Origin of the sequence: Flavobacterium cryoconiti (assembly GCF_048158645.1) — a bacterium.
GTDB classification, from domain to species: domain Bacteria; phylum Bacteroidota; class Bacteroidia; order Flavobacteriales; family Flavobacteriaceae; genus Flavobacterium; species Flavobacterium cryoconiti.
In genome coordinates this window covers 261,428-273,269 of sequence record NZ_JBLNKW010000005.1, presented here as the reverse complement: position 1 = coordinate 273,269, position 11,842 = coordinate 261,428, and the positions used below count along the sequence as shown (strand labels likewise).

Here is an 11,842-nt window from a genome sequence, read left to right as displayed (position 1 = left end):
TGCATAAAAAAATGAGATTGAAAACGGAGTGTTTTTCAATCTCATTTTATGAAGCTTTCTTTTTGGGTTAAAATTTACTTTTTACAACATTGTAATCAATAAAGTAACGAAGACTAATGGAAAAAATAGTAGTCAGATTACTGTCAAAAACATTTTTGAAATTAGTGGATAAATCTTTTTGAACGTTTCGAGTACTTTCGAGTGCATAGTTGCGGTATAAAATAGAGATTTCACTACCTGGAGCAAACCACCAGGAATACGATAAATCAAAATTCCAGGAATTAAAATTTCTGTTTTTATTTAATGAATAAGCATTATTTTGAGCTAAATAACCATTATCCTGTAAAGTTAGAAATTGATGATTTTGAGAATAGGACCAGTAATAACGAGCCGTTAAGTTTAGGGTCATTTTATTATTTATGGCATATTTTCCTGTAAGGTCATTTTGTAATATTTCCCTGTTGCGCTCTGCAAAAATGATTCCCGTGTTGTCTTGGTCTACCCAACCTCTGTCGTTTACTTTTCGAGTATATTGGATGCCATGTGCTAAGGAAAGTTTATCGTTAAATCTATATTTGACACCGCCATTTAACATATAAGTTACTCTTTGATTTTCATCAAATTTAGTTATTGATGTTTCAGCTTCATAAGTAAATGGTTTGTTTTGATCACTAACAAATGCGGCATATCCTAAAATACTTTTAGGTATATAAACATATCTTCCTAGTTCTCGAGGTTCATAAAAATCATATCTATCTATGGGGTTTATTCTTAAAAATAATTCAAAATAATTATTTTTTAAGGTTGTTGCTTTTATTTGGGTAATAGAATAGGCCTCCTGTATTTTTCCTGTTGTATTTTGAGTTTCTAAACTTATTTCTTGATATACTTTAAATGTGTTGAATTTATTTGTTGGATTCAATATTCTATAACTTCCATTTGCAGCAATGCTGTTATAATTAGTGTAAAAAATAATTCCAAGATCATTTATATCATAATCTTTAGAAATGTATTTTCCTGAAAGTAAGTATCGATATCTTCCACTTATTTTTGCGAAATTTAATTCTGTTTTGTAGCCGTCATAATTTTCAACTGTATTGATAGCACTGTATTTGAAATCGCCATATAAATTATAGGTATTTGCTTTTGTTTTCAAATCGAATAATAAAGCAGAAACATTAGCGTCTCTGAATCCTCCATTACGAGTTGTATTTGTATTTACAAATGAAACTGATGAATTTTGATTAAAACGTTGGTCTAAAACCAATATATTATAATTGGTAAGTGGTTCTATGACTTCTTTTCTAGCCTCGTTAGTATCATTATCACGAATAGTAGCGTATGTTTTTTTTGTGACAGCATTCAAAAAGCCAATTCCGAGACCTTTTTCTGTTCTTCCGGAAACTTTTACTGCATTAAGTAAGTTAACAGTGTTAGGATAATTTATTATTTCTTCATTTGCTTCAATTAATGGTTCTGTGATTGGTGAACCACCAATTCTTCTGGAATAAAACAAACCTCCTTTATTGAATAAATCAGTTCCTTCTGTAAAAAAAGGCCTGTTTTCATCCAGTTTTTGTTCGAAAGGTTCTAGGTTTAAAATGGCATTGTCAAATTTAGTCTGTCCAAAATCTGGGACCACGATAGCATCCAATGTAAAGGAATCATTAATTCCATATTTTATATCTAAACCAGCTTTAAAAGTAGTTCCCGAAGCGATATCATTTTCTTGGTAATAAGCAGATGAATAAGGGATAAAAAAGAGTCGGGTAGGGGTTTTTATATTTTCAATTCCTTGAAGAATACCTGCCTGCGGAATTACAGCGCCAATTTTTGTATCAACACGATTCCAAGTATATTTTTGATTGTCGCGTTTTATTTCCCGCATAAAATTCAAACCCCAAGTTTGTTTTTTGGTATTCGAAAATCGTAAAGCTGCATAAGGGATTTTCATTTCGACCGTCCAGCCATAATCAGTTATTGTTGTTTTGCTATACCATATAGCATCCCATGTAAAATCTTCGCTCTCCTCTATTGCTAAACAATCTGCTTGAACTCCTGCTGAACTTACAAAAAAGCGAAAGTCTTGCTGTCCGTCATTGAATCCGTTAATGTTAACTGAAAAGTTATCTGAAACTCCAAAAACATCTCGTTTTGTGATTTCTCTTTTTATTTTATTGGGTTCGTCATCGTATAATGTTGCAGCAATATAAATGGAATTGTTATCATAAAGTATTCTAACTTCCGTTTTTTTAGCAGTGCTTATTGGTTTTCCATTATCAGGTTCAAACATGACAAAATCGGTAGCTATCGAGCTTGTTTTCCAAATTTCCTCATTAATTTTCCCATCAATGGTGATGTTTTCTGAAATAGATTTTGTTAAAAGAATCTTTTTTTGGCCATAGATATTGAAACTATAGAAAATTAATATAATTAGGACTGTAAAATGCAATTTGGACATAAATTAGTATTGTATCTAAACAAAAATAACAAAATTAACATAGAAAGTGATTTTATTATGATTTTTTGCTCAATATTTTCAGCTCTTAATTCGTTATACTGGTCTAAAGTTTTGTTAATTACTTTTTAATTCTTGTTTTTTAGAGTACGTTTGCAATCCCGAATTAATCTATAACTTAAAGATATTCAATGATTTATAAGATATTTCCTGCTATTTTGTTTATGTTGGTTTCATTCACTCCAAGCAAAACAAGTTTTTCTGAGCCAAAGAGTATTAAATCAGTAGTTTATGCCAAAACGGTAAAATCTAGTGTAGAAGCTACTATTGAAATGGCATATAATAATTTGCATTCCAGCGAATTTGCCTTACCTAAATTTGAAGGTTTTTCAGAAGCTTTAAAAGGGTATTATTTGTTGAAAGAAAAAGGATTAATTAAGAAAGATATTTTAACTTTAGTTGATTTTAGTTTATCATCCAATACCAAAAGACTTTGGGTGATTAACTTGACAACAGGTGAAATCTTGTTCAATACGCTTGTTGCACATGGAAGAAATACTGGCGATGAATTTGCTTCTACTTTTTCAAATTCAGCCGAATCCTATAAAAGCAGTTTAGGATTCTATGCAACTGGTGAAATTTATAGCGGTAAACACGGCATGTCACTAAAATTAGATGGTTTAGAAAAAGGAGTTAATGACAATGCCAGAGCAAGAGGTGTTGTTATGCATGCAGCTGAATATGTTTCTAATTCATTTATTAAAAACAATCATAGATTAGGAAGAAGTCAAGGTTGCCCAGCAGTGCCAGCAGAATTGTCTAAAGATATAATCAATGCAATAAAAGACAAATCATGTTTCTTTATCTATCATCCATCAAGAGCATTTAAATTGGAATCAGAATTAGTTTCTTAATTTCTTGTATAAATCAACGTCAAGATTATAGATGTCATCTCTGAAAATCAATTTGTCGTTTTCGCTCCAAGCAGTCCAATACAATAAATGAAAGGAAACATCTTTTTTTATTTTGACAAATTTTGTTTTTTCGCTTTGTAATGTAGTTGTGATTTTTTCAAAGTTCCAATTAACGGGGTCATTCAGTAAATATTCTGTTAATTCCAACGGATTATCAACTCTTACGCAGCCTGAGCTCAACGAGCGATCAATTTTATCAAAATAATCCCTGTGATTCGTATCATGTAAATAAACAGAGAAACGATTTGGAAAAATAATTTTCACCATACCCAGGGAATTAAAAGTTCCCGGAGTTTGTACATAGCGATAACTTTTTGCTTGGGATAATTGCCATTCATAAGGACTTACTATTCTTCCGTCACTATCATATATCTTAATGTTTGAAGTTGTTAAATAGCTTTTGCTTTTTAAAATAGCAGGAATAACATCTTCTCTTAAAATAGTTGGTGGAACCGTCCATGTTGGATTAAAAACCACTTGCGTTAATTTTGAACTTAAGATTGGTGTTTTTCTTTTAGCTCTTCCCACGATTACTCTGTGTGTTCTTAAAGTATCTTTATCTTTGACTAAAGTCAATCTGTAATCGGGTATGTTAATGATTACGTATTCTTTTCCCATTTCTTTTGGATACCATTTCCAGCGTTCGAGATTGACGATAATTTGATGAATGCGTTGTTCTTTTGAGAAATTTAGTAAAGCAATTGTTGTTTCTCTAATAATTTCGTCAGGAGCTAAACCATGACGATTTTGAAATCTTTTTAACGCCATTACGGTTTCTTCTTCATAAACGGGTGTCAAAGTGTCTTTAGGCTTTAAATCTTTCCAATAGATTAATCTTTTTTTGATGTCAATTATGGAAGGATTAGTGTCATTTGGAGAAATTCTCCCAGTAATTTTTAAATTTTTGAAATTGTATTTAGGAAAACTTTGAATCAGTTTAAGCGCCTTTTTTAGTCTTTTGTAAACAATATGACCGGGTTTTAATTGTTCTATTTTAGAGGCCAATGAATCGCTTTTTAGTAAATGAGTGACAGTTTCGTTTAAATCAATATAGTTCTCTTTTAAATCCCAGTTTTTATATAGTTTTCTCGGGTTTAATATCCCATTAGTTAGATTTGAAATGTATTTTTCAAGACTGGAGGTTAGTAAAACATCATATTTTGCTAAATCTATAGTGTCTAGAGTTGCTGATTTTTTTTCGAATTCAAGTAGTTTTTTTACTTTATAATCCTCTGGATTTAGTCCTTCTTCGTCAGATTTAAGAAGTTCTTCTAAAATTATTTTTCTCTTTTCGTCAGATTGCCAAACGGTTTCATATTCAGTCGATTTATAAAAATCGAAAAGTGTTTTATCGTTAAAAGAGGTTAGTAGCGTAGTGTCGATTCTAATTGATTTGCCTTCAGGGATAACATAGGAATTTCGAATCTCTTTTTTCAAGATTACCTCGCTTTTCAGTTCTTCCTTTTTACAACTTATGGCTGAGTATAGCAATAATATTAGAAATAACTTATTCATCATTCGTTTTTTTTAACATGACAACGTGTTCTCGAACTTCTTTTATTTGCAAAAGCAATCCTTTTATTTGGTAGGCCATTTTCTCATAGAAACAATTGCTTCTTTCCTGGTATTAAACCAAATTAAATGTATTTAGGACTTTACAATATTTCTCAGAACTGAGAATGAATTTTTCACCAAAATCTTTTTTTGATACTGTTCTAAAACTCCCATTCCCCGAATTTGAAACTGTTTTTTACATCAAATAAATCATTTTTTGCTTCGAATATTGAAATGATTTAATTAGACTATTCCTGTCAAACAAACCAAAATGAGCGGTATTCTCTAAATTATCGCCGTCGAAATGACAATGATCTATAGATTTATAAGCTCTAAGTTTAGGATATCTTACCGAAAATGTCTCCAATGCAGAGATTTATTTAATGTTTTGGATTCTTTTTTTTTAGCCTAATAAAGGTATAATATTTTCATATTAAATTCTTTATGATTTATATCGGCTTTGTTAAAAAAGATTGTGGGGAGTAGTTTGTGATTTTTCAGAAAAAAAACTTGCATTGAAGCAGAATTATTATTTATATTTGCACCGTTGTTAATGCGAAAGTAGCTCAGTTGGTAGAGCTCCAGCCTTCCAAGCTGGTTGTCGCGAGTTCGAGCCTCGTCTTTCGCTCTAAAACCTCAAATTTTGGTTTGAGGTTTTTTATTTAAATTTTGTCATGCGAAAGTAGCTCAGTTGGTAGAGCTCCAGCCTTCCAAGCTGGTTGTCGCGAGTTCGAGCCTCGTCTTTCGCTCTTCAAAGCCGAAACTTAATAGTTTCGGCTTTTTTATTTAGTATAAATTCGTTTCTGAATTATGTTAGAGCACTCAAATCACTTCCGCTTTCTAATTCTTCCGCTATTTTATTTTGTCTAAAAAGTCTCGCAGACAAATTTCCCCTTAAGATTATTTTTTCGCCTAGAACCTCTAACCAGCTTCCTTCTCGTAATCCTAAAACAGGAATGGTATTAAATGCATGAAATTCTTTGATTCGTGTTTCGCGCGTTTCACCCATATGTGTTGACTGCTCATCAGCATCTAAATAGTGTGGATTCAAATTAAAAGGAATCAATCCCAATGTTTGAAAACTCGGGGGATAAATAATAGGCATGTCATTAGTGGTTTGCATCGTTAGACCGCAGATGTTACTTCCGGCACTTGTTCCTAAATAAGGAGTTCCTTTTTTAACGTTATCAGCGAGAACAGTCATGACTTTGTTTTTATACAATTGTGAAACCAGTAAAAAAGTATTACCGCCTCCGGTAAAAATTCCTTCTGCATTTTGAATAGCTTCTGCTGCATCTTCAAATTCATGAATTCCTTTTACGGTTTTGTTTATTTTGGCAAAAGCCAAAGCTACTTTTGATGTGTATTCCTCATGTGAAATGCCTCCAGAACGGGCATAGGGAATAAAAAGTATGGTTTTACAATTTAGAAAATGCAAGCTTAATCGGGGTAATAAGTAGTCTAAATAATCTCCACCATGAAGGACAGATGTGCTGGCGATAATTATGTTTTTCATTGTGTTTTGTTTTGAAATAGTAAGCGTTAAAGGTATAAAATTGTCTATTTTAATGTTATGTTTTACGTTTTTTAATTAACATATTTTTACCAAGTCATTAGTAATTAATTTTGAAGAGAGTAAGATACTTTTACAATGTACCAATAATCTAAATTTGATTATCATCTGATGAGTAGAGTTGTTTGCCTTTTTTTTTTTTTAGTTGCTTCCAAAGCCTTTGCTCAAGAACCCGTTCCTGTAAAATTGAAGGGAAAAGTTATTGCTGACATGTCAGATCTGGAAGGAATTTATATTATAAATTTAAAAACTGAAAAAGCAGCAATTACTGAAAAAGGCGGTTATTTTTCAATAGCTGCTGTTCCAGGGGATACGCTGCTGTTTTCTGCTATGCAGTTCAAAGGGGTTCGGGTAGCTTTAACACAAAAAACTTTTGAAAATGAATTGCTTCTTGTTAAAATGGAACCTATAATGAATCAATTAAAAGAGGTCATTGTTAGAAGGGGTTTTGACAATATCAATGCCATTTCTCTTGGTATAATTCCAAAAGGACAAAAATCCTATACTGTAGCTGAACGTAAATTATATACCGCCACTGATCTTAATGCATCAGCAAGTTTGTCAGGAATGGCTGGTGGTTCAATTTCAGCGGATCCATTACTTAATTTCCTTTCCGGTAGAACACGCATGCTCAAAAAGCAATTGGAAGTAGAGAAAAAAGAGTTTTATTTAAAGCAATTGGAAAATCTGTTTGACATTGACCATTTTGTAAATAAATTGAAAATTCCTTCTGAATATGTAAAAGGATTTGAGTATTTTGCAGTTGAAAATATTAAATTCACTCGAATTTTGGACACAAAAAATAAAACCACCATTGAGTTTTTATTGGGTGAATTAGCTATAAAATATAACGAAATATTAACCAGTGAAAATAAATAATACGTTACTGCTTTTTTTATTTTTTATCACTACTATTACTTTTGGACAAGTTACTTTTGAAAAAGAAATTCGAGGAAGAATTAGTGCTGATGCAATTGCAGTTGAAGGAATAAATATCGTCAATTCGTTAACTCAAAAAGCAACAACAACAGATAAGAATGGCTCTTTTTTACTATTTGTAAAAGAAGGGGATATTTTGATTTTTTCTGCTGTAAATCTTGTAACTTTACATAAGAGAATAAGTAAACAGGATTTAATGCAGGATATTCTTAAGATTCAAATGACTCCCAAAAGTATTGAACTAAAGGAAGTTATTATTAATGAAAATCCACAAATAACGGCTGAGAATTTAGGAATTATCCCTTATGGTCAAAAAAAATATACACCAGCAGAACGGAAATTATATACTGCAACTTCCGGTGGTGGGATTGATGGTTTATTGAACACAATTTCAGGCCGTAAGGCGATGCTTAAAAAAGAGATACTAGTTGAAGGGAAAGAACAATCCTTAAACCGACTTGTTCCGATTTTTGATGATAAATATTATTCAGAAACTTTGAAAATACCGACTGATTATATCAAGGGGTTTCAATATTATTGCGTTGAAGATGCCAGTTTTACTGCAGCATTGAAATCTAAAAATAAAACGTTGATTATGTTTCTGATTGTTGGATTGTCTGAAAACTATACTAAAATCATTACAAATGAAAAATAAAATCATAATATTGGTTTTGTGTTTGTGTTGTCAATTTTGTTTTAGTCAATTGACAAGAAAAACATTGTATGGTCAAGTCGTAAATGATTCAATTAAGTTAGAAAATGGGATTGTTTTTAATGTGAATTCTAAGACAGGAACGGTTATAAATCAACAAGGATATTTTAGTATTTTGGCAAAAGCCAAAGACACCTTAGTTTTTTCGGGTATAGCTTTTAAATCCAGAAAAGTAGTGCTTACTGGAAAAGATATGTTAACTGTACTATTAAGAGTGAAACTAATTGCTTTTGTCAATCAATTGCCGGAAGTGGTAGTTTCGGGAAATAAAAAAATTAGCCCGATTTCAGGAGGTTCGCAGGCAATTGTGGATAAGCAATATTTTGACGATGCAAAATCATCCCCAAAAAACAGAACGATGCCACCCGATGGAAGTATTGAAAACGGAGTAAACTTTGTTCGAGTTTATAAAGATGTCTTAAAAGCTTTGAGAAAAAATAATCCTGAAAAAACCGACTTTACTACCGATAAAAGTTTTACGGAACTCACAATGAATAAAGTTGGCTATTCCTTTTTTACAAACACATTGAAGTTAAATGATGATGAAATAGGTCTCTTTCTTATTTTTTGTGAAAATGATCCTAAATCAAAGCTATTTATGAAATCAGATAATGAATTTCAATTGATGGATTTCTTGGTAACAAAAAATAAAGAGTTTAAAAGAATTACTACTTTTGAAAAATGAAATCGCCATGATTCCAAAACATAAATAAGATTGAAGAAAGGCGATACCATATTCCGATAAAAAATAAATAGAATCTTCTTATGAAAAAAACAGTCCTATATACTTTTATTGGAATTTTATTTCTGAGTTTAACTGCTTTTAGTGTTCATAAATTTTATATGGCGGTTTATCAGGTAAATTATGCTCCCGAAAAAAAAATGCTCCAAATTACATCCCGCATTTTTGTTGATGATTTGAATAAAGCGTTAGAGAAAAAGTATAATAAAAAACTCAATTTAGGATCTGAAAAAGAATCACCAGAAGAAATTCTTTTGCTGAAGAAATATTTCTTGGAAAAATTCTCAGTAAAAGTAAATGGACAATCTAAAATAATCAATTTTCTAAGCAAAGAATTAGAGGGTGATGTGCTTGTATGTTATTGCAGCATAAAAGATATTACCAAGATTAATTCGATTGAAATTGCCAACACAATTTTGATCGATTGGAATTCAGAACAGCAAAATATAACCCATGTTACAGTGCTGGGAGAGAAAAACAGTATTCTTTTTACTGATTCTAATAAAATAGGAATGTTAAAATATTGATATAATGCGAGAAATTTGTTAAAAATTATTATTTTCACGCGCTCAAATAATTTGCATTCTACACATGAAAAAAATCACTTTATTATTCCTTTTTCCAGTAATTTTACTTGCTCAAGAAAAAGCTCCTGTTGTAACGTCTAAGCAATCAGGAAAATACGACACGAACAAGTTTAGCCAAATGTATGATTTGTTAGCGACGCCTAATATGTTTCGTACAGCATCTGGAGCTCCAGGACCAGCCTATTATCAACAACAGGCTGATTATAAAATAGATGTGGAGCTGGATGATAGAAAAGCTAAATTAAGCGGCTCAGAAACGGTAACGTATTATAATAATTCCCCGGACAGTTTAGAATATTTATGGGTGCAATTAGATCAAAACCAAGCAGCCAAGAATTCTCAATCTCCTTTGGCCGAAAGTGAAAAAATAGAACAGGTTTTACCTGCCGAGAAATTTGCAAATGAACATTTAAAGCAAGGATTAGATCGTGGATTTAATATTGAATATGTAAAAGAGGCCAAAGGAAATCCTTTGTCTTATACGATAAATCAAACTATGATGCGTATTAATCTGGTTACTCCTCTTAAACCAGGTGAAAAATTTATATTTTCAACAAAATGGTGGTACAATATCAATAACTACATCCAAGATGGAGGACGTTCTGGTTACGAGCCATTCGAAAAAGAAGGAAATAAACTGTATGTAATTGCTCAGTTTTATCCTAGAATGGCAGTTTACAATGATGTCGAGGGTTGGCAGAATATGCAATTTTGGGGAGGTGGAGAATTTGCTTTACCTTTTGGAAATTTTGATGTAAATATTACTGTTCCTGCGGATCATGTTATGGATGCAACAGGGGAATTGATGAATAGAAGTGAAGTGTTTACGCCTGCACAAGTTAAAAGGTATGAATTGGCTCAAAAATCATTTGATAAACCAGTAGTTATTGTAACTCAAGCTGAGGCTGAAGTTGCTGAAAAAGGGTTTTCTGATAAGAAAAAAACATGGAAATTTAGCGCTAAAAATGTGAGAGATTTTGGTATAGCCACTTCAAGAAAATTTATTTATGATGCTATGGCAGTACAATTGAGTAATAAAGTGGTAATGGCTGAATCTGTGTATCCTAAAGAAGCGAATCCGCTTTGGGGAGAAACTTCTACAAGAACCGTTGCGCATACTCTAAAAAGTTATTCTTCTCATACTTTTGATTATCCTTATCCAAAAGCGGTATCTGTTTCTGCAGAAGATCAAGGAATGGAATATCCTATGATTTGTTGGAACTATGGACGTCCAGATGAAAATGGAGTGACCAGCGAACGTACTAAGAATGGGATGATGGGAGTAGTTATACACGAAGTTGGACACAATTTCTTTCCTATGATTGTCAATTCTGATGAACGTCAATGGACTTGGATGGACGAAGGATTAAACTCGTTTATGCAATATATGGCAGAACAGGAATTAGGGACTAATTTCCCTTCTAATCGTGGAATTCCTAGTAAAATTGTTCCTTACATGAGTGGAGATCAAAAATTATTGGAGCCAATTATGTCTAATTCAGAGAATATAATTCAATTTGGTAATAACGCTTATGGGAAACCGGCAGCAGGACTTAACATTTTGAGAGAAACCATTATGGGAAGAGAATTATTTGACCATGCTTTCAAAGTATATGCAAATAGATGGAAATTCAAACACCCTACTCCGGAAGACTTTTTTAGAACAATGGAAGATGCATCGGCAGTAGACTTAGATTGGTTTTTCAGAGGTTGGTTTTACTCAACTGATTTTGTTGATATTGGTATAAATGAAGTAAAACAATATTATGTTTCTGAAACGCCAACTACAGAGTTGAAAGATGCTAAAGTGAGAAAAGGACGTTTTGGTTTGGATAAAGGACCATTTGTGTATTTGATTTCTGAGAAAAGTACAGAGTTAAATCCAGCATCTAAGAAAGCATTAAAAGTAGAGGAGGTAAAATTACTTTCGGATTACGTAGACCAAAAACTTACAGCCGAAGAGCGTTCGACTTTAAAAACACCTAAATACTTCTATGAAGTAGAGTTTAATAAGCCAGGAGGAATGTTGATGCCTATTCTCGTTGAAATTACTTATGAGGATGATTCTAAAGAAAATTTCAAATATCCAGCTCAAATTTGGAGAAAAAATAATGACACCGCTAAGAAAGTTTATGCAACTGAAAAAGCAATTAAAAAAATTCAGATTGATCCAAAATTGGAAACTGCGGATATTGATGTAACCAATAACAGTTGGCCAAAAACTGAAGTGAAATCAAAATTTGATTAAAGAATAAAAAGAATAAAAAAGAGGCTCTAAAAACGGAGTCTTTTTTTATGAAAAA

The 11,842-nt window shown here is 31.9% G+C and carries 9 protein-coding genes and 2 tRNA genes; 8 read left to right on the top strand and 3 right to left on the bottom strand.

Features of this window, described 5'->3' with window-relative positions; translation table 11 throughout:
• Positions 1 to 67: 67 nt before the first annotated feature.
• Positions 68 to 2,461 (bottom strand): DUF5916 domain-containing protein, encoded by a 2,394-nt coding sequence (locus ACM55H_RS09530; protein ID WP_416836276.1) that lies wholly within the window; start codon positions 2,459 to 2,461, stop codon positions 68 to 70.
• 188 nt (positions 2,462 to 2,649) lie between these two features.
• On the opposite strand from ACM55H_RS09530, the gene ACM55H_RS09525 reads away from it, so the two are divergent.
• The gene (locus tag ACM55H_RS09525; protein WP_416836275.1) at positions 2,650 to 3,372 is read left to right on the top strand and encodes a murein L,D-transpeptidase catalytic domain family protein; all 723 of its coding nucleotides are present in this window, start codon (positions 2,650 to 2,652) and stop codon (positions 3,370 to 3,372) included.
• On the opposite strand, the gene ACM55H_RS09520 is transcribed toward ACM55H_RS09525, so the two are convergent.
• Positions 3,361 to 4,950, bottom strand: coding sequence for a L,D-transpeptidase family protein (locus tag ACM55H_RS09520; RefSeq protein ID WP_416836274.1), 1,590 nt, complete (start codon positions 4,948 to 4,950; stop codon positions 3,361 to 3,363). The genes ACM55H_RS09525 and ACM55H_RS09520 overlap by 12 nt on opposite strands.
• A gap of 591 nt (positions 4,951 to 5,541) precedes the next feature.
• Between ACM55H_RS09520 and ACM55H_RS09515 the strand changes: the two genes are divergently transcribed.
• Both ACM55H_RS09515 and ACM55H_RS09510 read left to right on the top strand, forming a co-directional pair.
• Positions 5,542 to 5,614, top strand: a tRNA-Gly gene (locus tag ACM55H_RS09515).
• A 48-nt stretch (positions 5,615 to 5,662) separates the two neighbouring features.
• Positions 5,663 to 5,735 (top strand) — tRNA-Gly (locus tag ACM55H_RS09510).
• A gap of 59 nt (positions 5,736 to 5,794) precedes the next feature.
• Here the strand turns inward: ACM55H_RS09510 and pepE are convergent.
• Entirely contained in the window at positions 5,795 to 6,502 is a 708-nt protein-coding gene (gene pepE, locus ACM55H_RS09505) for a dipeptidase PepE (protein ID WP_416836273.1), read from the bottom strand.
• Positions 6,503 to 6,670: 168 nt separating this feature from the next.
• Here pepE and ACM55H_RS09500 point away from each other — a divergent pair, with 168 nt between their 5' ends.
• The 5 genes from ACM55H_RS09500 (at position 6,671) to ACM55H_RS09480 (ending at position 11,787) form a co-directional block, all read left to right on the top strand.
• The gene (locus ACM55H_RS09500; protein WP_416836272.1) at positions 6,671 to 7,438 is read left to right on the top strand and encodes a hypothetical protein; all 768 of its coding nucleotides are present in this window, start codon (positions 6,671 to 6,673) and stop codon (positions 7,436 to 7,438) included.
• Entirely contained in the window at positions 7,425 to 8,153 is a 729-nt protein-coding gene (locus tag ACM55H_RS09495) for a peptidase associated/transthyretin-like domain-containing protein (RefSeq protein ID WP_416836271.1), read from the top strand. Before ACM55H_RS09500 ends, ACM55H_RS09495 begins: the two co-directional genes overlap by 14 nt.
• Complete coding sequence (locus ACM55H_RS09490) at positions 8,143 to 8,895, top strand: peptidase associated/transthyretin-like domain-containing protein (RefSeq protein ID WP_416836270.1); 753 nt, start codon at positions 8,143 to 8,145, stop codon at positions 8,893 to 8,895. Before ACM55H_RS09495 ends, ACM55H_RS09490 begins: the two co-directional genes overlap by 11 nt.
• A gap of 80 nt (positions 8,896 to 8,975) precedes the next feature.
• Positions 8,976 to 9,479: a DUF6702 family protein gene (locus ACM55H_RS09485; RefSeq protein ID WP_416836269.1), complete on the top strand. Its 504-nt coding sequence runs from the start codon at positions 8,976 to 8,978 to the stop codon at positions 9,477 to 9,479.
• 64 nt (positions 9,480 to 9,543) lie between these two features.
• Positions 9,544 to 11,787 carry a M1 family metallopeptidase gene (locus tag ACM55H_RS09480; RefSeq protein WP_416836267.1) on the top strand — a complete coding sequence of 748 codons (2,244 nt, stop codon included), beginning with the start codon at positions 9,544 to 9,546 and terminating at the stop codon, positions 11,785 to 11,787.
• The last annotated feature ends 55 nt before the right edge of the window (positions 11,788 to 11,842 follow it).

Coding starts and splice junctions, on each gene's coding strand:
- ACM55H_RS09530 (WP_416836276.1), bottom strand. CDS start 2,461: ATGTCCAAATTGCATTTTACAGTCCTAATTATATTAATTTTCTATAGT.
- ACM55H_RS09525 (WP_416836275.1), top strand. CDS start 2,650: ATGATTTATAAGATATTTCCTGCTATTTTGTTTATGTTGGTTTCATTC.
- ACM55H_RS09520 (WP_416836274.1), bottom strand. CDS start 4,950: ATGATGAATAAGTTATTTCTAATATTATTGCTATACTCAGCCATAAGT.
- pepE (WP_416836273.1), bottom strand. CDS start 6,502: ATGAAAAACATAATTATCGCCAGCACATCTGTCCTTCATGGTGGAGAT.
- ACM55H_RS09500 (WP_416836272.1), top strand. CDS start 6,671: ATGAGTAGAGTTGTTTGCCTTTTTTTTTTTTTAGTTGCTTCCAAAGCC.
- ACM55H_RS09490 (WP_416836270.1), top strand. CDS start 8,143: ATGAAAAATAAAATCATAATATTGGTTTTGTGTTTGTGTTGTCAATTT.
- ACM55H_RS09485 (WP_416836269.1), top strand. CDS start 8,976: ATGAAAAAAACAGTCCTATATACTTTTATTGGAATTTTATTTCTGAGT.
- ACM55H_RS09480 (WP_416836267.1), top strand. CDS start 9,544: ATGAAAAAAATCACTTTATTATTCCTTTTTCCAGTAATTTTACTTGCT.